Annotated in this window: 18 protein-coding genes, 1 pseudogene and 1 riboswitch; of the genes and pseudogenes, 11 read left to right on the top strand and 8 right to left on the bottom strand. The window is 50.7% G+C overall.

What is annotated here, in order from left to right:
• Window positions 1-5: 5 nt before the first annotated feature.
• Complete coding sequence (locus O3276_RS06310) at window positions 6-410, top strand: hypothetical protein (protein WP_269674876.1); 405 nt, start codon at window positions 6-8, stop codon at window positions 408-410.
• Between the two features lie 14 nt (window positions 411-424).
• On the opposite strand, the gene O3276_RS06305 is transcribed toward O3276_RS06310, so the two are convergent.
• The gene (locus O3276_RS06305) at window positions 425-979 is read right to left on the bottom strand and encodes an SDR family NAD(P)-dependent oxidoreductase (RefSeq protein WP_269674875.1); all 555 of its coding nucleotides are present in this window, start codon (window positions 977-979) and stop codon (window positions 425-427) included.
• A gap of 334 nt (window positions 980-1313) precedes the next feature.
• Here O3276_RS06305 and O3276_RS06300 point away from each other — a divergent pair, with 334 nt between their 5' ends.
• The 5 genes from O3276_RS06300 to O3276_RS06280 all read left to right on the top strand — a co-directional run bounded on the left by O3276_RS06300 (window position 1314) and on the right by O3276_RS06280 (window position 9944).
• On the top strand, window positions 1314-2246 hold the full coding sequence (locus O3276_RS06300; protein WP_269674874.1) for a homeobox domain-containing protein: 933 nt from the start codon (window positions 1314-1316) through the stop codon (window positions 2244-2246).
• Between the two features lie 101 nt (window positions 2247-2347).
• The gene (locus tag O3276_RS06295; RefSeq protein ID WP_269674873.1) at window positions 2348-3379 is read left to right on the top strand and encodes a homeobox domain-containing protein; all 1032 of its coding nucleotides are present in this window, start codon (window positions 2348-2350) and stop codon (window positions 3377-3379) included.
• 140 nt (window positions 3380-3519) lie between these two features.
• Complete coding sequence (locus O3276_RS06290) at window positions 3520-5931, top strand: DNA polymerase II (RefSeq protein ID WP_269674872.1); 2412 nt, start codon at window positions 3520-3522, stop codon at window positions 5929-5931.
• Between the two features lie 76 nt (window positions 5932-6007).
• Window positions 6008-7579 carry a long-chain-fatty-acid--CoA ligase gene (locus O3276_RS06285; RefSeq protein ID WP_269674871.1) on the top strand — a complete coding sequence of 524 codons (1572 nt, stop codon included), beginning with the start codon at window positions 6008-6010 and terminating at the stop codon, window positions 7577-7579.
• 151 nt (window positions 7580-7730) lie between these two features.
• Entirely contained in the window at window positions 7731-9944 is a 2214-nt protein-coding gene (locus O3276_RS06280) for a YgiQ family radical SAM protein (protein ID WP_269674870.1), read from the top strand.
• 122 nt (window positions 9945-10066) lie between these two features.
• Here O3276_RS06280 and O3276_RS06275 read toward each other — a convergent pair whose 3' ends face one another.
• The 5 genes and pseudogenes from O3276_RS06275 to O3276_RS06260 form a co-directional block, all read right to left on the bottom strand.
• A complete protein-coding gene (locus O3276_RS06275) occupies window positions 10067-10798 on the bottom strand; it encodes a hypothetical protein (protein ID WP_269674869.1) in 732 nt (243 codons plus the stop codon).
• Between the two features lie 118 nt (window positions 10799-10916).
• The gene (locus O3276_RS06270) at window positions 10917-12098 is read right to left on the bottom strand and encodes a hypothetical protein (RefSeq protein ID WP_269674868.1); all 1182 of its coding nucleotides are present in this window, start codon (window positions 12096-12098) and stop codon (window positions 10917-10919) included.
• 348 nt (window positions 12099-12446) lie between these two features.
• A pseudogene (locus tag O3276_RS25655) lies at window positions 12447-12623 on the bottom strand (RING finger domain-containing protein); the annotation flags it as partial.
• A gap of 108 nt (window positions 12624-12731) precedes the next feature.
• Window positions 12732-14102 carry an ankyrin repeat domain-containing protein gene (locus tag O3276_RS06265; RefSeq protein ID WP_269674867.1) on the bottom strand — a complete coding sequence of 457 codons (1371 nt, stop codon included), beginning with the start codon at window positions 14100-14102 and terminating at the stop codon, window positions 12732-12734.
• A gap of 374 nt (window positions 14103-14476) precedes the next feature.
• Window positions 14477-16942 carry an ATP-dependent helicase gene (locus O3276_RS06260; protein WP_269674866.1) on the bottom strand — a complete coding sequence of 822 codons (2466 nt, stop codon included), beginning with the start codon at window positions 16940-16942 and terminating at the stop codon, window positions 14477-14479.
• A 170-nt stretch (window positions 16943-17112) separates the two neighbouring features.
• On the opposite strand from O3276_RS06260, the gene O3276_RS06255 reads away from it, so the two are divergent.
• Window positions 17113-17700: a thymidine kinase gene (locus O3276_RS06255; RefSeq protein ID WP_163370843.1), complete on the top strand. Its 588-nt coding sequence runs from the start codon at window positions 17113-17115 to the stop codon at window positions 17698-17700.
• 127 nt (window positions 17701-17827) lie between these two features.
• On the opposite strand, the gene O3276_RS06250 is transcribed toward O3276_RS06255, so the two are convergent.
• The gene (locus O3276_RS06250; protein ID WP_269674865.1) at window positions 17828-18433 is read right to left on the bottom strand and encodes a MarC family protein; all 606 of its coding nucleotides are present in this window, start codon (window positions 18431-18433) and stop codon (window positions 17828-17830) included.
• Between the two features lie 352 nt (window positions 18434-18785).
• On the opposite strand from O3276_RS06250, the gene O3276_RS06245 reads away from it, so the two are divergent.
• The 4 genes from O3276_RS06245 to O3276_RS06230 all read left to right on the top strand — a co-directional run bounded on the left by O3276_RS06245 (window position 18786) and on the right by O3276_RS06230 (window position 22292).
• Window positions 18786-19505, top strand: a complete 720-nt coding sequence (locus O3276_RS06245; RefSeq protein ID WP_269674864.1) for a sulfite exporter TauE/SafE family protein — start codon at window positions 18786-18788, stop codon at window positions 19503-19505.
• A 64-nt stretch (window positions 19506-19569) separates the two neighbouring features.
• Window positions 19570-19645, top strand: a riboswitch (SAM riboswitch).
• A 49-nt stretch (window positions 19646-19694) separates the two neighbouring features.
• Window positions 19695-20747, top strand: coding sequence for a methionine ABC transporter ATP-binding protein (locus O3276_RS06240; RefSeq protein WP_269675942.1), 1053 nt, complete (start codon window positions 19695-19697; stop codon window positions 20745-20747).
• A complete protein-coding gene (locus O3276_RS06235) occupies window positions 20737-21393 on the top strand; it encodes a methionine ABC transporter permease (protein ID WP_269674863.1) in 657 nt (218 codons plus the stop codon). Before O3276_RS06240 ends, O3276_RS06235 begins: the two co-directional genes overlap by 11 nt.
• A gap of 74 nt (window positions 21394-21467) precedes the next feature.
• On the top strand, window positions 21468-22292 hold the full coding sequence (locus O3276_RS06230; protein ID WP_269674862.1) for a MetQ/NlpA family ABC transporter substrate-binding protein: 825 nt from the start codon (window positions 21468-21470) through the stop codon (window positions 22290-22292).
• A gap of 35 nt (window positions 22293-22327) precedes the next feature.
• Here the strand turns inward: O3276_RS06230 and O3276_RS06225 are convergent, their stop codons facing one another.
• Window positions 22328-23443 carry a hypothetical protein gene (locus tag O3276_RS06225; protein WP_269674861.1) on the bottom strand — a complete coding sequence of 372 codons (1116 nt, stop codon included), beginning with the start codon at window positions 23441-23443 and terminating at the stop codon, window positions 22328-22330.
• Window positions 23444-23471 lie beyond the last annotated feature (28 nt).

Genomic DNA, 23471 nt, shown 5'->3' with positions numbered 1-23471 from the left:
CAGTAATGGTCTATGTTTCATTGGATTATAAAAAAAATATTTCAATTACATATAAAGGTTATATTGATATGAACACTGTAATAATCAAACAATCCGTTCCAACAAGTCAATCTGATACAACAAGTCAACCCGTTATAACAAGTCAACCCGTTCCAACAAGCCAATACACTCTGCAAAAAGTAAGTGAAAGCCGTGTCAAAAAGGCCGGTAACTGCTTTGCCAATACCGGCGGTGGAGCATTTATTGGCTGGGTGTGTGCAATGTATTGGGGCGCTGGCTATCCTGCACCCCTACTTACCGGGGCGCTTGTCGGCTGCTTAGCTACCAGTGGCTCCGAAACAATAACAAAAATTTATAACAGAGTCATAACTTCAAAAAAACCGGCCCAGCAAGCACCTGAAACTGTTTGAACATTTGTCATGGGTTATTGCACCGGTTGGCCGGTATGCAGTTCCAGACCACCTGACACCGGCAGGTTAACGCCATTGCAGGAGCGGGAGGCATCGGAGGCGAGGAAGTACATGGCCTCGGCCACCTCTTGCGGGGTGCAGATGCGTCCCAGGGGGTTAGCCTGGTTGAACTGATTGACGACATCGGCCGGGTTGGCCAGAAACATCGGCGTTGCACAGGCAGAAGGACAGACATTATTCACCCGAATATTGTACTTGCCATAATCCAGGGCCATTGCCCTGGTCAGATTGACCACCGCTCCTTTTGCCGCATTATTGATAATACTGTCGATGCCACCGAGGGTGGCCATGGTCTGCTCATGCAGCGCCTTGACGGACGCGCTGTCTGAAACATCACAAGGGTGAAAGTGAATATTCTGTAAACCTTCCTCCAGAAGCTCAGCACAACGGGCACGACCTTCGGTATCGTTCAAGTCCGCCATCATGACGGTCCAGCCACGGTCGGCAAACAGGCGGGAGGCGCTTAATCCCATACCAGACGCTGCACCGGTAATCAGTACTCGCTTCATAGTTTGGCAGCCGCATCAATAACTTTTTGAGAATGAATCTGAGTCAGCACAGTGTCACCTTGAATTACAGAAAAAACTTTTACAGCTCATTAGATTTTTTGACGCACGCGTCTAGTATGGTTCTACCTAAAACAAATTGGCTGATGTTATGGATCCAGCAACGTTCTCTAGAAAATCATCTGACATGTTGTCTAATGTAGTTAGCTCATCCGGAACTGTTGACACTCGTACTGCCAGTGTACCAGAAGTCAGAAATACGGCAGTTTATGGCAGGTTTTCCATAGCACGAACCACTAATGCGCAGCCAGTCCATGGCTTGGATAGTGTAATTCCCATGGCACCACAGTTAAGGGAGCTTGCCACTCCATATATGTTTGGTTGCGGAGTTTCAAGTGTCGACAATATACCAAGGAATTTGCCCCTGTATACTCATTATGCCATGCCCCCGGCACTTGACCATTATCATCTGGGAGAACAGGCAGGATTTGATATGAGCTCTGTTTATCGGCCCCGGCCACCTTATCCTTATCGGGCTGCTACTTCCACCCAGGTAGTGGGTGTGGATAGGGAGCCTGGTCCGTCAGTTTCTGTTGATACGATAAAGAGCAGAGCTGCTACGATAAAGAGCAAAACTGATGCCATAGAGAGCAAAGCAGATACGATAAAGAGCAAAGCTGATACGAGCGAAATGGATGCCCAGCCATTAGAACCTGAGTTTTATGCACCTAGATTGCGGATCACGTTTGAGGAATGGCAACTTCAAAAACTTAATGATGCTTTTCAACGCAACAGGTATTTAACAACGTCTCAAAAGGGTAAATTGGCTTTAAGGTTGGGTGTAAAAGATTCACAGGTACAAACATGGTTTCAGAATAAAAGATCGGCCATCAAAAGGCAGCAGGCCTCTTTGGTCGTAGAAAGCAAAAACGCTCGATCTGTCAGGGCATCGAAAGCAGCTGCTTCCCGGGCCCTTTTGTTGCAGCAGCCAGTGTCTTTAGTATCACAGCAAGAAGTTGTTGCTCAGCATAGATATTCATTAATGCGCGAGAATAAAGTAATCAGCACAGCTATGGCTCAATCAACAGCTGAAGCGTTGCAGGTAATAACAGCGAATCTCATAGATACTCCTGAGGCACAATATCCCCTTTCGGTTGCTGACTATAGTCAATCCGGTAGTCCCGGGCCCGGACTTCCTGCAACTACGCCAAAGATTGAATTAACGGATGCTGATGATGAGTCAGGTTCTTCCACCTCAACTGAAACATGAGCTGGCAACTAAACGTCAACAGGCTTTACAGAATAGCTTCTACCTGTTGACTGGATTTTTTGATTCTTTTGTCTACTACCTATAACTAACTGGCTGATTTCATGCACCCTGCATTGCTTTTCCCCGACCAATCTGACACATCGTTGCCTGGCGCAATTGGCGCATCTGAAAATGAAAATGCTCACGATCGTTCAGCCTCTGGACCAAAACCTGGAAATGTGACTTTCTGCGGCAGGTTTGCTGCTGCCCATTCGGAGACTGTGCCAGTTTATTCCGGGCAAGAACCAGTGTGTTCTGTGGATGGATTATTACCCTGGGCGTCACAGGCAAGGGACTTTTTTCCGCCGGATAGATTTGGCATGGGGGTTGCCAGTATTGGTGATGTGTCAAGGAATATTCCCCAGTTTGACCAGCCTGCCATGTCACCAGTTCTTCCCCCTTATCACAATAGGCATCAGGGACTGGCTGGGCCTGACATGAGTTCTGGTCCCGAGCCTTTTGACCAGGCGGTTGTTTCCTCCAGAACAGAGGATGATCTGGCAGGAAGTTGCCAATCAGTTCCTTCAGGGAAGATAACAAGCAAAGCTGATACGAGTGAATCACATCCCCAGCAGGCAAGCACGGCACTTGCAGCACCCAAAAGACGATCATATGTGCCTGAATGGAAAGTTAAACAACTTGATAAGATATTTCAACGCAGTGCTTATGTCACACTCCAGGAACGAGCTTTTCTGGCTGCAGAGCTGGATATGACAGAAGAGGAGGTTCGATTATGGTTTCAAAATAAAAGAACGAGTATTAAAAGACGATGTTTGTCGGACAGTTTAAGAAACAGCGCTCAAAATATGATGTCGTCAAGATCGGTTGCACGGACCTTGGGGAATCAACAGCAAAGTGTTGCATTGCCCTGGCATGGGATTGGTGAGAATCGGGAATATAAATTACTTTGTGGGAGGTATGTAATCTCCAGTACTGTGGCTAAATCACCAGTTGCAGCGTTGCAAGAGATGTTGGTAGACATCGAAAGAAATCCCTCGGTACGATTTTCCCGTTCAGTCGCTAATTACTGCCAATCCAGGCTTCCTCAACCTGAACCCTCTGCAACGAGTTCAAATACTGCTCCGGGAGAATGAATAAGGTTGGCAATAAGCCATCTGTCGGCTTATCCATGACCGGCGACTGCAAAGGGAGCACCCGATTGCTGATAGCCATCTGACCTTTCTCACTGAATCGAGGTAAGATAGCACTATCTTCATTTTCCACAATTTTCACAATGGCATCAGGGCAAAAAGGATTTCTTTTAAGTCGGCAGAGTTCAGACCGGCGTAATCAGACGGAAATGGTCTTCTGGGTAGTGACCGATGGGCAACCGGTATGCCTGGTGATAGATAACGAGCTGGCCGTCTTTTTTCTGCCAACGTCTGCTTTTCAGCAGGCTGAAGCGTTACTGCTCCATGCTCAGATAACCTTTACCTGCCGGCATCTGGAGCTGAAGACGTTTCATCATCAGCCAGTCACCGCACTCTATTTCAAGACTATTGACAGCAGCCAGCGTGCCCGGCGGTTACTCAGTGCTGAATCTCTGCCCATCTATGAAGCGGATATCCGCCTGCATGACCGTTACCTGATGGAGCGCTTCACCTATGGGCCTCTGGAGTATACGGGGGAACCGATTCAGCGACAGGGATTTCTGGAATATCGCCATGCCCGTATCCGCTCCACCCGGTATGTGCCGTCATTTCGGGTGGTGTCTCTGGATGTTGAGTGTTCTGCCAGGGGTGAGCTTTACTCCATCGGTCTTTATGGGGAGAACATATCGACTGTCCTGATGATTGGGGAACCTCTTGCAGGTCAAGCGCCTGCGACGGATAAATCACCATCAACAAATAGAGAACGCCTGACTAATGATGAACTCACTATTCAATGGGTCGCTGACGAGCGGGCGTTGCTGGAATCTCTGGAAGCGCAGATAGCACAGTATGACCCGGATCTGTTTATTGGCTGGAATGTGATTAACTTCGATTTCCGGCTGTTATTGAAGCGTGCGACCCTGCACAGAATGTCATTAAAATTGGGCCGGGGTCGACAGTCTGCCAGTTGGCGGGAGCGCAACAGTGACGCTGGCGAAGGTTATGTTTCCATACCCGGACGCATGGTGATTGACGGTATTGATGCATTAAAATCGGCCACCTGGCACTTTGAGAGTTTCAGTCTTGAATTCGTTGCCCGGGAGCTGTTAGGCAAGGGCAAGGCCATTAATAATGTGAGTAACCGGATACACGAAATTACTCACGATTTTCATCACAATAAGCAGAAACTGGCGCAATACAATCTGGAAGACTGTCGTCTGGTAATGGAGATCTTTGCCAAAACCCGATTGCTGGACTTTCTCCGGCTGCGCAGTGAACTTACCGGGCTGGAGCTGGACCGAATCGGTGGCTCCGTGCGGGCCTTTACCAATCTCTATCTGCCGAAACTGCATCGTGCGGGCTATATTGCGCCGAATCTGCCCGAAGGTGGTGGGCTGGCGTCACCGGGTGGCTACGTGATGGACTCCGTGCCGGGCTTATACAGTAATGTACTGGTGCTGGATTTTAAAAGCCTGTACCCCTCGATTATCCGAACGTTCAGGATTGACCCCCTGGGGCTGGTGGAAGGGTTGCAGGATCCTGACAACGCCATTCCCGGTTTTAAAGGGGCACTGTTTTCCAGGGAACGGCATTTTTTACCCGGGATTATTACTCAGCTCTGGCAGCAGCGAGATCAGGCCAAGGCAGAACACGACAGTGCCCGTTCTCAGGCGATCAAAATACTGATGAACTCCTTCTACGGTGTTCTGGGCTCTGGTGGCTGTCGCTTTTACGACACCCGACTGGCCAGCTCCATCACTATGCGTGGCCATGAGATCATGCAGCAGACCTCCCGGTGGGTTGCCGGGCAGGGACATCAGGTGATCTACGGTGATACGGACTCCATCTTTGTGCTGTTGGAAGGGTCGTTTTCCTCGAATGAGGCGGATGCGGTAGGCCAGAGTCTTGCCAAAGATATTAATAAGCGCTGGCAAACCCTGTTGATGGCATCCTACGGGTTAACCTCCTGTCTTGAGATGGAATATGAAACCCACTATCGACGCTTTTTGATGCCGACCATTCGAGGCTCTGAAACGGGCAGTAAGAAACGTTATGCAGGCTTGAAAGTGACTAAAGATAAGGAAGAACTGATCTGCAAGGGGCTTGAGACCGTTCGCTCAGACTGGACACCAATGGCCCGTGAGTTTCAGGCTGAGTTGCTCAGGCTGGTTTTTGCCGACAGCAACCCTTCTGCGTACCTGTTGGCAACCGTTGAAGCCGTTCGCAATGGAAACAAAGATGATCAGCTGGTGTATAAAAAAAGGTTACGTCGTCGTTTAAATGACTATGTGAAAAACGTTCCGCCTCAGGTTCGTGCTGCGCGTATGGCCGATGATCATAACCGGGCAGCAGGTAAGCCTTTGCAGTATCAGAACAAAGGCACAGTTCAGTACCTTATGACGATTAATGGCCCTGAGCCTGTTGAATACAGGAACAGTGCGATTGATTACGATCACTATATTGATAAACAGTTGAAGCCTATTGCTGATGGTATCCTGCCGTTTGTTAATATGGATTTTGACAACATCATCACGTCACAGACCAGTCTGTTTTAAAGTGCCAGTTTGAGCTTTCACCGGTAGGTGTCTATGTTCTGGGGAGTCCATTTTATTTCCCCGGGGTGCTGGTTTCATGCCCAATCTTGCTGATTTCCTGTTCCGGAGCGCTGCTGTTTATCCCGATAAAACCGCCATTGTTGCGGGTGAACGGCGTATCAGTTATCAGGTATTAAAAGATACGGCAGCCACTATTGGTCAGGGGTTGCAGCAAACAGGTATCCGGCCCGGTGACCGGGTGGCGGTCAGTTGCCCGAATATTCCCCAATTCATGATGGTTTATTACGGTATTCTCAGTGCCGGTGCGGTTGTGGTGCCGTTGAATATTCTGCTGAAGCCAAAAGAGATCGCCTATCATCTTACCGACAGTCAGGCTGTCGCCTATCTGTGTTTTCAAGGTTCGGATGAACTGCCATTGGGGCAGTTTGGACTTGAAGCCTGTCAACGGGTGAGCAGCTGTGAGCACTTTTTTGTTATTACCGCAGACCTGAACCAGGATGAGTGGCGAGGTGAGTCCACGCTATCTGCATTGCTGTCCGGCGGCTCAATGGCCGAACCGCAGGACAGGGCCCCGGAAGATACTGCTGCCATTCTCTACACGTCCGGCACCACCGGACGGCCAAAAGGTGCTGAACTTACTCACTATAACCTGTCGATGAATGCACTTATCTGTTCGGCCTTACTGATGACCGGTGTCAATGATAGTCATCTGGTGGTTTTGCCGCTGTTCCATAGTTTTGCCCAGACGGCCCATATGCTCCATGCCGTGGCATCAGCATCCACCATGGTGTTGATGGTTCGTTTCGAGGCACTGACAACCCTGAAGCTGCTGGCGCAGGAGCAGATCAGCTATTTCGCTGGTGTACCCACCATGTATATTGCCCTGAATGGTGCGCAGGCAGAGTTGTCTGCTGGTGAACGACAGGCCATTACCGATACGTTGAGGTTGTGTGTCAGTGGTGGTGGCCCTATGCCTGTGGATGTTTTGCAGGCATTTGAGGGCAATTTCAACGTCACCCTGCTTGAAGGTTATGGTCTCTCGGAGACGTCGCCGGTCGTCTGTTTCAATACTCTGGATCAGGCGCGCATTCCTGGCTCCATTGGACGACCAATCCCTGGTGTGGCACTGAAAGTGGTTGACGATGAAGGAAACGCTCTGCCCTTTGGTCAGGATGGTGAGCTGGTCATTCGCGGCCACAACGTGATGAAAGGGTACTTTAACCAGCCGGAACAGACGGCAGCGGTGTTGCAAGATGGCTGGTTTCGCACCGGCGATATTGCCCGCTGTGATGAAGCGGGTAACTACTACATAGTAGACCGGAAGAAAGATCTGATTATACGTGGTGGTTTTAATGTTTACCCCCGTGAGGTTGAGGAGGTGTTGCTGGCTCATCCCGATATTATGCAGGCGGCGGTTATCGGGGTACCGGATGATTATTACGTTGAAGAGATTATGGCGTGCCTGATTCTGCACGAAGGTTGTGAGCTGTCGCCGGAATTGGTGAAGACCTGGGCACGGCAACAGCTTGGGGACTACAAATACCCGCGCTATGTACGAATTTTTCAGGAATTCCCGCTGAGTGCCACGGGTAAAGTATTAAAGAGAGCGTTGCGAGAGCAGGTTAAGGGAGAGCATAAAGGGCAGTAGTCTCGTTGTATTGACGGTTTTTTATGGCAACGGGCCGGTTTGTCTTATTAACCTTTCGCTATTTGGTAATTGCTGATTTAAATACCGGGGTAGGACTGACGGGCGATTTCTGTGAAAATAGCCGGTTTTTCATCACAGCACCCAAGAATCCATGCCCACACCGAAAACCGCACCGGACCTTTTCTCCTATCCCAAGTACTGGGCCGAATGCTATGGCACGTCGCCCTGGTTGCCCATGTCCCGTAAAGAGATGGATGCGCTTGGCTGGGATTCCTGCGACATTATTATTGTGACCGGCGACGCCTATGTGGACCACCCCAGCTTTGGTATGGCGGTGATTGGCCGTTTCCTGGAATCCCAGGGTTTTCGGGTTGGGATTATTGCTCAGCCGGACTGGAACAACCCGGAAGACTTCAAACGGCTGGGCAAGCCGAACCTGTTCTTTGGCGTGACTGGCGGCAACATGGACTCCATGATTAACCGCTACACCGCCGACCTGAAAGTGCGTAATGACGATGCCTATACACCGAACGCACAGCCCGGCAAGCGACCGGACCGGTCAGTGATCGTCTATAGCCAGCGCTGTAAGGAAGCATACAGTGATGTTCCGGTGGTGCTCGGTGGTATTGAAGCCAGTTTGCGTCGTATTGCCCAGTATGATTACTGGAGTGATGAAGTGCGTCGTTCCGTATTGATCGATGCCACCGCCGATATTCTGCTGTACGGTAATGCTGAGCGGGCCCTGGCCGAAGTGGCGGATCGATTGGCGAAAGGCATGACCATTCGGGAGATTGATGATATCCGGGGAACCGTGGTGATCAAACCGGCGGTGCCTTCCGGCTGGACCGAGATTGATTCATCACGGATTGACTGGCCCCGGGATATTCAGTCCCTGGAAGAAGCTTATGGCCTCAGCCCTTATGCTGAGGTTGAAGAGACGGTTTGTGATAGCAAAACCGGCAGCCCGTCGGAGTCAGCGGGTGATAATGACGTGCAGCCGGTGCGCATAATCCCCATGCCTCTGCATCGCAATCAGCCGCTGGACCCGGCATCCACCTGCATACGGTTGCCATCCTTTGACAAGGTGCGCAAAGACCCGGTGCTTTATGCCCATGCTTCCCGGGTACTGCACCAGGAATCCAACCCCCATAATGCCCGGGTGCTGGTACAGAAGCATGGCAACCGTGAACTCTGGGTGAACCCGCCACCCATCCCCCTGGCAACCCCTGAGATTGACGGTGTGTTTGGCCTGTTTTACCAGCGTCGTCCACACCCGTCTTATGGCAATGCCAATATTCCGGCCTACGAAATGATCAAAACCTCGGTTAATATCATGCGTGGCTGTTTTGGAGGGTGTTCTTTCTGCTCCATTACTGAGCATGAAGGCCGTATTATCCAGAGTCGTTCCCATGAATCGGTGATTGCCGAACTGGAAGATATTCGGGAAAAAGTACCGGGCTTTACCGGACAGATATCCGACCTGGGTGGTCCAACCGCCAATATGTACTATCTCAATTGCAAGGATGACAAGATTCAGGCCAGTTGTCGTCGACTTTCCTGTGTCTTTCCGGGGATTTGTAAAAACCTGAAAACCTCCCATAAGAAGACCACAGAGCTATATCGGAAAGCCCGAGCCCTGCCGGGTATCAGGAAAATTGCCATTGCCTCTGGCCTGCGTTATGACCTGGCGGTGGAAGACCCGGAATATGTGGAAGAGCTGGTGACGCACCATGTGGGTGGCTATTTAAAGATTGCCCCGGAACATACGGAAAAAGGCACCCTCGATCTGATGATGAAGCCGGGGATGGGTACCTATGACGCCTTTAAAAAGATGTTTGAACACTTCTCGCAAAAGGCAGGTAAAAAGCAGTATCTGATTCCTTACTTTATTGCCGCTCACCCCGGCTGTGAAGATGAAGATATGCTGAACCTTTCGTTATGGCTGAAGAAAAACAAGTTTCGTGTGGATCAGGTGCAGACATTTTATCCATCGCCCATGTCGCTGGCCACGGCGATGTATCATGCCCAAAAGAATCCGCTGAAGCGGGTCAGCTATAAAAGCCCCCGTTTGTATACGCCAAGAACATTGGATCAGCGTCGTTTGCAAAAGGCCTTTCTCCGTTACCATGATGCGAAAAACTGGCCATTCCTGCGTCAGGCCCTGCGGGATATGAATCGTTCCGACCTGATTGGTTCCGGTAAGCATCAATTGATTCCGGAAGAGGAAAACAAGGGGCAGAGAAGATCTGGCCAGCGGATACAATCGCAGGGTGATTTTCAGAAAGCCCGGGGCGGTCAGTGGGATAATCGCCATTCCAGAACATCAAAGAGTCCATCATCCCGGCAGAAAAAAGGTCGCAGATAAACTGAGTGGCCGTTTAAATATCTCCCTGGCATGGGAATGAACATTGTACCAGGCCAGCCCGATTTCCGGACTGGCCTGTCTGTTAAAATAGCGCTGATTTTTCACTCTTAATGATATGCGCTTTATCTACCTTGCATGTTCAGTAATCTATTCAGCAGATTGATCGCATAGTTGTGGGAAACGGCGCAGTTGACTGGATTGCTCAACATGATATCCCCTTGGTAATGGAACAGGTATTGTTCTGCGGGATTATTCTCGTCCGGAGTGTACTGGGGGTGAACAAACAGGCATGAATCTGCCGGATTCAGTTTTTCTGTTGCCAGGTACTGCTGATAGGTGTCGGCCGCGTAATTGATCAATGTCTTCATTGTTTCAGGTTTTCCCAGCATGATTTCCAGAACACTGGTACGCTGTATGGGTGGGTACTGGGAAGGGCTGGCATTGGAATTTTCCCGTAAAGACACAGTAAGTCCCAATTCCTCTGCTTTTGCCTGCAATACATCGTATAACTCATCAAACCGGCCGTTATCCTTGTGCTGATGGTCGAGGTGCATGTGTATTGCATCCGGTTCCCGGGGGGTAAAACCGGAAATCAATTGGTTGATTTGCTGATGGATCAGTTTGGCTTCGGCGCTGTCCACTTTTGCCATGGATTCAGCTTCAACATGGGCGTAGTAAGCAAATAGCTGGGATTCAGATGGATAATACACTTGGCGTTCAATGCCAAGCTTTGCCGCGAAGGATTCAGTTTCAGGGCTTTGTCCATGAAAGATTGGCTCTGATGCGAAACTGATCAGGGCAAAGGTACTTAGAAGGGCCAGGGCAAGAGATTTTATCTTGATATAGTTCAGCATTTTAATATTCCTTTTTGTTATCTAGTTAATTTTTATCCAAGTTATTATATTTTTTGAGATTTTAAACTGACCTTCTGGTTAGTATTGCTAACAATTAGTCCGTCAGTGGCAGTAACCGCTATAAGTATTGTCGGATCATAGTGTCCAAATCCTCAGCAGAAGAGGGAATCCCGCGCCCGTGCATGGCGACTGCCATGTTGCATAACAGGAACAGGTTCAATGTGCCATTTTCCTGCAGTTGAGGGTGATTGAGGAGTTGGTCCAGCCCTCTTGATTGGGGTAAACCCTGTTTGTGCATGATGCCCGCAATGGTGTTGAAAAGGGGCATGTTCACTGTGCCATTTTCCTGCAGGTGAGGGTGATTGAGGAGTTGCTCCAGTTCCCTCAATTGGGGTAACCCCTGACTGTGCATCATGCCTGCAATAGCGCTGAAAAGGGGCATGTTTAATGCGCCATTTTCCTGCAGACGGGGGTGGTTGAGGAGTGGCTCCAGCTCCCCCATGCGGGGTAACCCCTGCTGGTGCATCATGCCCGCAATGGCGATGAAAAGGGGCATGTTCAATGCGCCATTTTCCTGCAGGCGGGGGTGATTGACCAGTCGCTCCAACTCACGCAATCCGGGATACCCGTGCCCCTGCATCATGCCAGTAATGGCGTAGAGGATGGGCAGGTTAAATGTGCCGTTTTCCTGCAGGCAGGGGTAATCAAGGAAGCGGTCCAGCTGACTCATTCGGGGTAACCCGTGATAGTTCCTCATGTTCGCAATGGCGCTGAAAACGGGCAGGTTCAATGTGCCATTTTCCTGCAGGCGAGGGTGATTGAGCAGTGCCTCCAGTTCCACCATTTGGGGTAGCCCACGACGTGGCATCAGATCTGAAATGACTCTGAAAAGGCGCAGGTTTAATGCGCCATTTTCCAGCAGGCGGGGATGATTGAGGAGTTGCTCCAGCTGCCCCGTTCGAGGTAACCCGCGCCCGCCCATCATGCCTGCAATGGCTGTGAAAATGGAGATGTTCACTGTGCCATTTTCCTGCAGACGGGGATGATTGAAGAGTCGGTCCAGCTGCCCCATTGGGGGTAACCCACGCCTGTCCATCATGTCTGCAATGGCTGTGACAAGGGGCATGTTCAATGCGCCATTTTCCTGCAGGCGGGGGTGATTGAGGAAACGGCCCAGCTCACTTATTCGAGGTAACCCACGCTCGTACATCATTTGTCTAATGGTGCAGAAAAGTGACAGGTCCACTGTACCATTTTCCTGCAGGCGGGGGTGGTTGATGAATAGTTCCAGCGCCCTCATTTGGGGTAACCCTCGCCCTCGCATCATGCTTGCAATGATCATAAAAAGGGGTCGGTTTAATGCGCCGTTTTCCTGCAGGCAAGGGAGACTGAGGAGTTGATTTACATGCGTCATCCGAAGAGAGCTGCGCCCGTTAGTCATGCTGGCCATGGCTCTCGTAACGTCATGGTCCTGCAGGCTGGGGTGAGCGCCGGGTTGCCTCAACCAACTCATCAGGCCGGAGGGGAACCAGCGTCCGGGGCGGGCGGCAAATAACGAACGGGCGTTTCGATCTGGATAAGGGGTGTAGCGCTCGACGATAGGCCTTTGTTGGGCGCTCCTCTGGTTAAGAGTGGTCCTACATAGAGGACAGATATTTTCTTCCAGTTGCCAACGCCTCAGGCATTTTCTGTGAAACATGTGCTGACAATCGGTCACCACGACTCTTTTTCCTACAAACGGCGAAAGACAAACAGGGCAGTTGTCCAGCTCAGTTTGATAAGCAGTCGCTGGCTGGTTATTTTGGGCCGAGCCTGGTACTTGCATGTTCTTTATCTGACTTGAATCGGCTTTATCTTTTTTGGTTACCCGGAAGGCATTTTTCTGTGGCAACCAACGTTGAATGAATGCAATGCCAGTGTTAACCGGGTCCTGCTAATTTGTTAGCTGGTGTTCCGGATGCCAGACCCCGTATACAAGCAGGAGATCCATGCACCGGCTGTGGCCATGGAGGGCCGCTAAGCTAAGAGCCGACATGCCATCGTCAGTATGCTCATCGATCTGGATGCCCGGAGCGAACAGCATCGCTTCGACACACGCGGAGTGGCCGTATGTTGCCGCCAGGTGGAGAGCCGTCCTGCCATTAACCTTTTTATTGACCTGGATACCGGGAGCGGCCAGTAACGCCTTGACGGATCCTGTACTGCCGTGTTCGGCAGCGATCTGGAGAGCGGTCCAGCCCTTGTTGGTTCTCATATTGACCCGGATGTCTGGATTGGCCAGTAGTGTCACGACGGACTCTGTATTATCGTGTTTTGCAGCGATGTGGAGAGCAGCCAGGCCTTTGTAACCCTTCTTATTGATCGAGGTGCCCGGAGCGAGCAGTAATTCCCTGATGGATTCTGCACTATCGTATTTGGCAGCGATGTGGAGAGCGTACAAGCCCTTGTAACTCGGCTTATTGAGCCGGGAGCCGTGAGTGGCCAGCAACACCTTGAGGGACTCTGCGCAGTTGTTTCTGGCCGCTAAGTGGAGAGCCGTCCAGCCATAAATATCCCTCCTGCTGGATCGGATGCCGGGAACGGCCAGTAACACTTTGACGGACTCTGCACAGTTGCTTATGGTAGCGAAGTAGAGAGCCTTCCAGTGCAGGTGATCGGTGACATTGATATCTGCGCCTGCGTCGAGCAGCCATTTCAGACGCTCGGATTTGCCCCATAATGCGGCAATCATCAGGGGCGTGACGCCGCCGTTATCGATAGCATTGATATCCACTTCGCTGTTGGCAAGCAGCTCTTTCAGGCACCCAGTGTCGTTTTCTTTTTTGCTGGTATACTCTTTGAATATCCTGCCATCTTCGTAGCTTTCATCGATATTTCTGCCCATGGCAGCCCATTGTTGACGGGCCTCGACTATGTCGATTTGGGTGGCAATATGCAGGGGCGTTTCGCCTTTCTTATTGGTGGCATTGACACTCGCTCCATGGGTAACCAACCATTTCAGGCACTGGACGTTGCCATTCTCAGCCGCAATGTGCAGGGGCGTCCGACCCTCCTGATCAGCGGCATTGACATCGGCCTGGTGGTCGATCAGTGCCTGGGCGCAATCGATATGGCCGGAATCAATGGCGATAGCTAACGGGTATACAGCCCAATCGGTGACCGCCGAGAGGTACGTCTGTGTTGCCAGACTGGCATCAAGGGCCAGAAGCTTGTTCAGTGTTGTCAGATCCCCGGTACGACAGACATGAAGCACCAGGGATTCAAAATAAATTGAATCTTTTTCCAGGATGCGGCTCCCGTTCACACGAACCAGCGGCAGTGCCGGTTGTTTGCAATCACAGCATTGGCGTTGATCGAGGCTTTTTCCCTTTTGCAGGTCACCGTTAAGCCATTCGGTGATGCATCCCAGGTGGAAAAAATGAGGTTTTGGTTGGCAGGAGTTCGGACCGGTGTTTTGTGCCAGGCAGATTGCCCTGTGGTGACTTCGTTGCTACCAAGGCAGATAGAACAGGTAAATGAGGGATTTGTGTTGCTGCTGACGCTATTCATTTCTTTGGGCTGTTTTGATGCAGATAATGACTAGGACTGAAAACAGCAGGAAAAATTCCATAAAAGAGCATTATCAACAAGGTGTTTCTGGATAAACGTTTATAGTCGTATAAAAGCAGCCGCGGTAATTCAGAGCACGCTGAACAGGTGGCGAACCTCTTCAATTCTGGCAAACCGTTTGACGCCGTGTTGGCGACTGTCAAAACGGATGGAGAAATTACGGTCATTAACCTCAATCACTTCTCCGCGACCAAAGATGGCATGATCAATAATGGCCTTGAGCTGCCATGGCGCGTCGGAGGGTATACTGGCTCCTGTGTTGGCAGAGCCTGTGGATTCGTCGTTTATCGCAATGTCGGGCACTGCTTTCAGTCGTTCGGCCAGTGTCGCCCGGGCTGAGCTGACGTAACGTCTTGATACTGGCGTAAGACCAATTTTATTGATGGCTTCAGCCAGGTCGTCATCGGCATTTTCATGGAGCAGGTTGCCCAGGGATAAGACATGGGGCAGGTTCATTTCCAGTAAAAAGGGGCTGATGCTGTCCTGGCGGTCTTTTCCGGCCAGGGGTTGGTCATTAGCTGACCATAAACGTTTTCCGGAATCTTTTCTGGCGTCTTTGTTGGCGTCTTTTTTGGCGTCTTTTTTGGAAAAGCAGGTAAGCTCGCCCTGCGCGGTAAACAGGTGTAATTGCTGTCTGGCACGGGTCATGGCGACATAGAGCAGGCGACGCTCAGACTCAATAGCATTACTGGTCCTGGCCGACAGGTTAGCCATTTCATCTTCCCTGAGGAACGGCCAGTATTGGCGGGTCAGTCCCGGGATTAACACAACCGGCCATTCCAACCCCTTGGAGCGATGGCAGGAGCTGAGCTTGATGCCGTGAGTTGATCGTTGTCTCTGATCTTTCTGTTGCTTCTGCTTCTCGATTAATTCAGCAATATGCAGGCAGCAGTGGGCGGTGTCTTCGTTCAGCTGTTTGAGGAAGCGATGAAAACCTTTGATCGCCAGAATCTGTTCATCCGTTCTCTGCTCATTGAGGCTCATGGATTTAAGGCTGTCGTATAGTTCGGATTGTTGAATATACCGGGCGATCAGCGTATGGGCCTTGTGTTTGTTGCCATTGTGCTCCAGCCATGAGAACAGCTCTGCCCTTTGTGTCAGTTTTCGCACCTGAAAGTCACTGATGTCTTTGATGTTGGCTGCCAGCTTGCCAAGGGTTTTACCCAATTGGTGGCTCTGGTCCTTCAGCTGCTGGCAAAGCCAGTCAATATACTGTTGTTTAAGGCCGATATGGGGCAGGGTCAGAAGTCTGGCCAACTTATGGGAACGAACCTCTGGCAGTAGCCCGGCAAAGCCACCACTGGCCAGGGTCATGGCATCGATCACTGAGGCAATTTCCGGCCTTTGAAACAGGGAGGGGCCATCACTACTGTAGGGAAGGCCCATTTCCAGCAGGTTCAGCTCAATGGGCACGGCCTGGGCCCAGACCCGCACCAGAATGGCAATATCTTCCGGTGGTGTTCCGGATGCCAGATATTCGGTCAGCGCCTCAACCACAAAACGACTGTCGTCTGCACCCGGTTGGCTGATGCGAATCAGGGAGGGCGCGTTGTCCGGATGGGCAATACAGAGCACATTTTTGCGGGACCGGTTCTGGCTGATTAAATGGCTGGCAGCCAGGGCAATACTGTGACCATAGCGAAAGGTGTGGGGCATGGTGAGTTCTTTAACGTCACCGGTAGTGCCATAGTCCTGCTGAAAATGGTTCAGAATGTTGTCGATATTGGCACCGGCGAATTCGTAGATCGTCTGGTCGGGATCGCCAACGGCAATCATTCGGGCGCGCTGTCCGGCAATCAGCCGGGTAAACTGATGCTGAAGGGTTGAGGTATCCTGGTATTCATCAACGATGATAAAGTCCATTTTATCAGCCACTTTGGGCACCAGTTCCGGATGTGCCCGGATCAGTGTCACCGGGTCGTACAGCATATCGGTGAAGGTGATTGATCGCTGTTGATGGCGCCACTGCTCAAACTGATGAAACAGCTTGATGAAAAAGCGATAGTCATCGGTATAACCGGATTGCTCAAACCATAGCTCAGGGCTGGTTAAATGGGCTTTGACCGATTCAATAAAGCTGATGGCCGCTTCGATCAGACGGGCGGCATCCGAGCGCATCCGGTCCTTAATGGTTTCCGGTGCCAGTTTCAGGATCAGTGTCCTGACCTGTAGCTCAACGACTTTCTCCGATAACGGTTGTTTGTTGTAGGGGGGTCTGATTTGCCAGCCTTCCAGAGTTCTCAGCAGTTTCAGACCTGTGGCGTGGTAGGTTCTGATTTCCGGAAGCTGCCGCTGGTTTTCCGGCAAGTCTGCCAACGGACCACTGGCCAGGGTGCGAAGCTTTTTGGAAAAGTCGATCTGGGCCGCTTTGTTAAACATCATCACCATCAATCGACGCGGGTCAGCCCCTTTGCACAGCAGGTTGCTGACCAGTTGTGCCAGGGTTGAGGTTTTGCCCGAGCCAGCCACGGCAATACAGAGGGCATGGTCTTTATCGTGGTCGGCAACTGCTTGCTGGTGGGGCGTCAGTTTCATTCAGTCAGGTGATGTTGATAGCGTTTGGAAAGTGCAAGGCTAGCAAAATTTGCGCGACTTCCATAGATAGCGCATGCGTCATCTTCCGAAGCCGGGGTACGGAAATTTCGGTGGAGATAAAGCGACAATGACGGAATAATGAGGCCATCAACACCAAGGATCACCGTGTAATGGCTTCACTTTATTTCTATTTTTCTTCCATGGATTCGGGCAAGAGTACCTACCTTCTGCAGTCAGCTCATAATTATGAGAGTGCCGGTAAACGGGTGTTGTTGCTGGCTCCGGTGATTGATGACCGTTTTGGTGTCGGCAGAATCACCTCAAGGATTGGCCTGCAAAGTGAAGCGGTGGCCATTTCCCAGAGTGATGACCTGAAGCAGCAAATTGCCAGAGAACACAGTGAAGACTATATCGCCTGTGTTATGGTCGATGAAGCACAGTTCCTGACCCCGGAGCAGGTGTGGCAACTGTCGGATGTGGTGGATGTGCTGGGTATTCCGGTACTTTGCTTTGGCCTGCGCACCGATGCTTTTGGTAAAGCGTTTGCCGGCAGTGAAGTGCTGCTCAGTATTGCTGATGAACTTACCGAGCTGAAAAGCATCTGCAAGTGCTGTGAGAAAAAGGCCAATATGCAGCTGCGTCTTGACGGTGATGGTCAGCCGGTAAAAAGCGGCAGCCAGGTGCAGATAGGGGGCAATGACCGCTATCTTTCGGTTTGTCGAAAGCACTATAAGTCGATGATGGGGCTTGGGAGCTAAGGCATTGTCCCGGAATTTCTCGCTGCCCGCTTCCCGCTTCCCGCTTCCCGCTTCCCGCTTCCCGCAAAAGCATAAGCCGCCTGTCTTTTTCGGACAGCGGGCAGCGGGCAGCGTTTATTGACCATTCCTAACTCATCCAGCGCTGAACCCCAAGGGCGGTCATCACCAGTTCTACCGATAGTGCTGCCAGTATCATGCCCATTACCCGGATGATAATGGCCGAGCCATTGTGGCCAATCACCCGAAAGATCCGGTCGGCAAACAGCATCAGGCCACAGGTGACCAGAAGCACCAGCGTCATGGCACCGGCGGTCATGGCCTGCTGGCTGAAGGTTTTGACGTGATTGTCGGTCAGTACAATCACCGCCATAATGGCCCCGGGGCTGGCAATGGAAGGGACCGCCAGAGGGAATACGGCCAGTTGATGACCGGGTTCCCTGGACCCGGAACTGTCTTCAGGATCAGAAAAAATCATCTGCAAGCCGAACAGGAACAGGATGATTCCGCCTGCCAGCTGCAGAGAGATCAGCTGAATGTTCATCGCCTTTAAAATAATCTGACCAAGAACCAGTGCCGAAAGGAGAATAACAAAGGCGTAAATGGTCGCTTTCAGGGCGACTCGGCGTTTTTGCGTTTCTGACAGTCGTGCTGTCAGTCCAGTGAACAGCGCCAGAGTGCCGACCGGGTCAATGGTGGACCAGAGCATGATAAAGTCTTTGAAGAAAAGCTCCATAATAGTACCTGCCCAGTTGGTTATGGGTGTTATAGGATGAAGCCGGGCAGCCTTCCTATGGCATAGGAAAAGCGGTCAAACTGCGCAAATACCTGACGACATCTGTTCTTTATTTCATGGTTCCCGCACACATCTGGAAAAAGGGTAACCATGACTGAATAAAAATATTCCTTCTTCTTCAATTAAATAAGACAAACGTCAATTGTCCAGTGATTAGGTGTACAGCAGGAAAAAAAGTGCCCAGTACCTATGTTTTGGCTATCGCTAACTATATATAATTTATTCTTATTTTTTTATTCGAAAAAACAATATAACAGAGCCTGAGTTAATTTCTAAGGCTGGATGTCGTTGCATGGAACTGTCACTTCTGCAGGTTGTTGCTGCCATGGGGGTTGTTGGCCTGGGGGCTATTGTCCAGGGAACCATTGGCTTTGGCATGGCGGTTGTTGCCGCACCTTTTCTTTATCACATAGATCCTGCCCTGATACCGGGGCCGCTGATTTTTTCCGGTATGGCGATCGGGGCGCTGTCTCCCCGACGTTATGCCAGCGAGATTGATGTTTCCATTCTGGGTTATGCCCTGCTGGGTCGGGTACCCGGATCCATGATTGGGGTGTTGATTCTGACGCTGGTCAGTATCCAGCCCCTGAGCCTGGTGTTGGGCGGGGCAGTACTGCTGGCGGTGGTCGGCAGTCTTTTGCCTTATAAACTGAAAACTACGCCATTCACTCTGTTCGTTGCCGGCCTGTGCTCCGGAATGATGGGGACGGCGGCCTCCATCGGTGGTCCACCGATGGCGCTGTTGCTACAAAATGAAAGTGGCAACCGGATCAGGGCCAACCTGGCGGTGTTTTTTGTGATTGGCAGCTTTATCTCTCTGGTTATGCTGGGTCTCAATGATCTGTTATCAACCGGGCAGCTAATCTACGGGGTGTGCCTGTTTCCAGCGGTGTTAACCGGCCACTGGCTGGCCAGCAAAATCGCTGCAAAGGTTGAAAAGGAAAGGATCCGCCAGATGATGCTGGTGCTGTGCAGTATTTCAGGCATAACCGCTATTCTGTCTGCCGTTTGAAGGTATCCGGGGGTGACACCTGGAGAGTGAGAAAGTTGACAGAAATCACTATTTTGGATAGTTTGTCACGCCATGCGCTGATTTGACCTTGGCTTGCGGGCGCATTACAAATTCCGCTAAAAGAAGGGTTTCAATTAAGAATTCCTTATGAAACCACTCTGTTAGCATCAGGGTGGTTTTTTTATGCATATGATTGAATTGACTAACCTGACCAAGGTGTTTGCCGCTGGCGGCACCGAGGTCAAGGCCATTGACGGAGTAAATCTGTCGGTGCCTGAAGGTGCCATCTACGGTGTGATTGGCTCCAGTGGCGCAGGGAAAAGCACGCTGATTCGCTGCGTCAACTTACTGGAGAAACCGACTTCCGGCCAGGTGCTGGTGGATGGTCAGGACCTGACTCTGCTACCAGAGAAATTATTGCGTCAGGCCCGTCACAACATTGGGATGATTTTTCAGCATTTCAATCTGCTGTCCAGCCGCACTGTGTATGATAATGTCGCTCTTCCCCTGGAGTTGGCCGGTGCCAGCAAATCAGAAATAGAACAGGCCGTTCTGCCCCTGCTGGAACTGACCGGGCTGGACTCGAAAAGAAACAGTTATCCTGCCCAGCTGTCCGGCGGTCAGAAACAGCGGGTGGCCATTGCCCGGGCCCTGGCCAGTAAGCCGAAAGTGCTGTTGTGCGATGAAGCCACGTCCGCACTGGACCCGCAGACAACCCGGTCAATTCTTGCCCTGCTGAAAGACATCAACCGTCAGCTTAAAATTACCATTCTGATCATTACCCATGAGATGGATGTGGTGAAAACCATCTGTGATCGAGTGGCCATTATGAGTTTTGGCAAGATCATTGAAGAGAATGAGGTAGAGCAGTTCTTTCTCAACCCCCGGACGGATCTGGCCAAAGAGTTTGTGCGCAGTGCGATTCATGAAAAACCGGTGGCAGAAATTGAAGCCCGGTTCCAGTCTGAGCCTTGTGAGGGTGCCAGGCCGGTGGTACGCATTACCTTTGTCGGGCAGGGGGTTGTCCAGCCGTTGATTACCAGGGCGGCAAGACAGTTCAACACGGACTTTAATATCCTGCAGGCGGATATTGAAACGGTCAATGAAAAAGCCATGGGCTTTTTGATGGTGGAAATTATGGGTGAGCCGGAAGGCATTGAGCAGTCGCTGCAGTTTCTGCAGGGCTTGCATAACTCACCAGACAATACGGTCCAGGTAGAGGTGATTGGTTATGTCAGCTGATGCATGGTCACTGTTGTTCAAGGCGCTCTGGGAAACCCTCTATATGGTGGCCTTTTCCGGAGGCATCAGCTTTCTGCTCGGTATCCCGCTGGGAGTGCTGCTCTACGTGACCCGGGAAGGACGTATTCTGGAAAACCGGGTTGCCAACCTGGTTCTGGGCGGTATGGTCAATGCCGGACGTTCCATTCCTTTTATTATTCTGATGGTGGCTATCATCCCGTTGACGCGACTGTTGACCGGTACTTCCATTGGTACCACCGCCGCGATTGTGCCATTGACCGTGGCGGCGATCCCGTTTGTTGCCCGCATTGCCGAAGGTGCCTTGAATGAAGTGCCTTTCGGATTGGTGGAGGCTGCCCAGTCCATGGGGGCCAGCCCGTTGCAGATTGTTACCCGGGTGTTGCTGCCGGAGGCCAGGCCCGGGCTGATTAATGGCATGACCATTACGCTGGTAACGCTGGTGAGCTACTCGGCCATGGCCGGTGCCATTGGTGGTGGCGGTCTTGGTGACCTGGGCATCCGTTATGGCTACCAGCGGTTTGATGGGGTCATCATGCTGGCTACGGTGGTGGTGTTGATTGCCCTGGTGCAATTGCTGCAGATGGTGGGTGATCGCCTGCAGCACTATTATGATCGCAGTCACTGATAATTATTTGTAAGGTGGGAATCCATCAACGTCACTAATGTTGATGGCATGTTGTTAAAGTCCGGGAGTAATCAATGACTTTTAATATTCTAAAAACAGTAAAAATCCTGGCCAGTTCGGCGGTATTAGCGTCAGCAGTATTGCTGGCAGGCTGTGGTCAGTCGGATGATCCAAATGGCCCGCTGAAGGTGGGGGTGATGGCGGGGCCTGAGGCCGATGTGATGAAAGTGGCGGTAGACATCGCCAGACAGGACCATAATGTGGCTGTGGAGCTGGTGGAGTTCTCTGATTATGTGTCGCCAAACGTAGCGCTGTCGGACGGCAGTATTGATGCCAATGCATTCCAGCACCGCCCTTACCTGGACAGCATGGTGCGTGACCGGGGCTTTAAGCTGGTGGCCGTTGGTAACACCTTTGTTTATCCCATTGCCGCTTACTCAAAGACGTTGAAAGACATCAGTGAGTTGCAGGATGGAGCCAAAATCGCTATTCCCAATGACCCAAGCAATGAAGGCCGTACACTGATTCTTCTGCATCAGCGTGGCTTTATTAAGCTGAACGATGTGAATAATCTGGAAGCAACACCGGCAGATATCATTGAAAATCCCCGTGATTTCCAGTTTATTGAACTGGATGCGGCGCAGCTGCCCCGCTCACTGGATGATGTGGATATGGCCTTTATCAACAACACCTATGCGGTACCGGCGGGTTACACCCCAACCCGTGATGCCCTGCTGGTGGAAGATAAGGACTCTCCCTATGTGAACATCATTGTCACCCGTGAAGATAATCAGACAGACCTGCGCGTACTGGCCCTGGTTAAGTCGTATCAGACGGATGCGGTTGAAACCAAGGCTACGGAGCTGTTTAAAGGGAGTTCTGTGGCTGGCTGGAAGTAAATGTTCTACATGCTGGAAGCGGTTTGCTTCCGGCATTATTTATGTTTTATGACCTTGAGGCCGTTAATCAGCGTTAACCCTTCGTGTAAAGTGACCATCATCTGCCTCTTCTGGGAAACTGATACTGCTGGCCGGTTGGTTTGCGTTTGCTTTTGCTTAAGACGCTCAAGGTTCTTTATGACTTGTTGAGAGAGATGGTTGACCTTTAGAATCGTTATTTCACTTTCTTCTTCTCTTGTTTCTTTTTCTATAGAATGGCTTTGTGCAGTTTGGCTGCCAGTGTTGTCACAAGTGACCTCATCCCTATCATCAACAGTTGATTCGTCGCTGTCGTAATCAGTTGATTCATTGCTGTCGTAATCAGTTGATTCGTCGCTGTCATAAACAGTGGATTGGTCGCTGTCGCAAACCGTTGAGTCGTCGGTATTACTGCATGATGGCCCATAATCTTTGGCATTTATTTCTAAGAAGGTACTGTGATTTTCTCTGCATGAAGAAGCTTCCTGCAAAGGTTCTTTATTGTTCTGGCTGGTTGGCTGTTCAATCCCGGCATCGTGCGGTGCTGAGGTTCTCTCCAAATCTGATGGTTTCTGCGTATCGGCCGTTTTCTGTTGATGATCTGGCAAACACTGATGATTGTTACCGGAACCTGAAAGCGTAATGTTTACGGCTGAGGAGTCGATTTTTTCTTCGACCCTCAATTTTTTGCGCGGTCGTGGTATGAGTATTTCAGGCGTTGGTTTTCGTTTATGTCTTTCAGGTCGACATTTTACTACGGCAAAATCCTTCCATTTAAACAGATCTTGTCTATGGAAGTCCGGTGACATTGCATTTGATAACTCAGCCCAAAGCGCCAAAAGGTAATAGGCATTGCGATCCGCTGAAATATTTGGTCCGTCTTTCATTCCCAGGGAAATATCTTGTAGATACTTGAAGTGATCTCCGTCACTGCACGTTTTGAAAAAATCCGGGAGTTTTTCTTTCTTTGGCCTGAATTTCCAGACGCTTTCCTCAATGAAATCGTGATACTTAAACGCTTTTTCAATCATTTCATAGGCAGCTTCCACCCTGATATTATCAGACTGACATATTTTCCTCAGAATGGGTGGCGTGAAATATTTTTTGACCAGCCTGGGGGTTCTCTGATCCACGGTATTTTTTGTTAAACCAGTAAAACAG

Source organism: Endozoicomonas sp. GU-1 (genome assembly GCF_027366395.1).
Lineage (GTDB): Bacteria > Pseudomonadota > Gammaproteobacteria > Pseudomonadales > Endozoicomonadaceae > Endozoicomonas.
Note: the sequence above shows the minus strand (reverse complement) of the source record. Positions and strands in the feature narration are given on the sequence as shown.

What these genes read in the sequence shown, in the direction of transcription:
- O3276_RS06310 (WP_269674876.1), top strand. Translation starts at nt 6, where the DNA reads ATGGTCTATGTTTCATTGGATTATAAAAAAAATATTTCAATTACATAT.
- O3276_RS06305 (WP_269674875.1), bottom strand. Translation starts at nt 979, where the DNA reads ATGAAGCGAGTACTGATTACCGGTGCAGCGTCTGGTATGGGATTAAGC.
- O3276_RS06300 (WP_269674874.1), top strand. Translation starts at nt 1,314, where the DNA reads ATGGCACCACAGTTAAGGGAGCTTGCCACTCCATATATGTTTGGTTGC.
- O3276_RS06295 (WP_269674873.1), top strand. Translation starts at nt 2,348, where the DNA reads ATGCACCCTGCATTGCTTTTCCCCGACCAATCTGACACATCGTTGCCT.
- O3276_RS06290 (WP_269674872.1), top strand. Translation starts at nt 3,520, where the DNA reads ATGGCATCAGGGCAAAAAGGATTTCTTTTAAGTCGGCAGAGTTCAGAC.
- O3276_RS06285 (WP_269674871.1), top strand. Translation starts at nt 6,008, where the DNA reads ATGCCCAATCTTGCTGATTTCCTGTTCCGGAGCGCTGCTGTTTATCCC.
- O3276_RS06280 (WP_269674870.1), top strand. Translation starts at nt 7,731, where the DNA reads ATGCCCACACCGAAAACCGCACCGGACCTTTTCTCCTATCCCAAGTAC.
- O3276_RS06275 (WP_269674869.1), bottom strand. Translation starts at nt 10,798, where the DNA reads ATGCTGAACTATATCAAGATAAAATCTCTTGCCCTGGCCCTTCTAAGT.
- O3276_RS06270 (WP_269674868.1), bottom strand. Translation starts at nt 12,098, where the DNA reads ATGAGGGCGCTGGAACTATTCATCAACCACCCCCGCCTGCAGGAAAAT.
- O3276_RS06260 (WP_269674866.1), bottom strand. Translation starts at nt 16,942, where the DNA reads ATGAAACTGACGCCCCACCAGCAAGCAGTTGCCGACCACGATAAAGAC.
- O3276_RS06255 (WP_163370843.1), top strand. Translation starts at nt 17,113, where the DNA reads ATGGCTTCACTTTATTTCTATTTTTCTTCCATGGATTCGGGCAAGAGT.
- O3276_RS06250 (WP_269674865.1), bottom strand. Translation starts at nt 18,433, where the DNA reads ATGGAGCTTTTCTTCAAAGACTTTATCATGCTCTGGTCCACCATTGAC.
- O3276_RS06245 (WP_269674864.1), top strand. Translation starts at nt 18,786, where the DNA reads ATGGAACTGTCACTTCTGCAGGTTGTTGCTGCCATGGGGGTTGTTGGC.
- O3276_RS06240 (WP_269675942.1), top strand. Translation starts at nt 19,695, where the DNA reads ATGATTGAATTGACTAACCTGACCAAGGTGTTTGCCGCTGGCGGCACC.
- O3276_RS06235 (WP_269674863.1), top strand. Translation starts at nt 20,737, where the DNA reads ATGTCAGCTGATGCATGGTCACTGTTGTTCAAGGCGCTCTGGGAAACC.
- O3276_RS06230 (WP_269674862.1), top strand. Translation starts at nt 21,468, where the DNA reads ATGACTTTTAATATTCTAAAAACAGTAAAAATCCTGGCCAGTTCGGCG.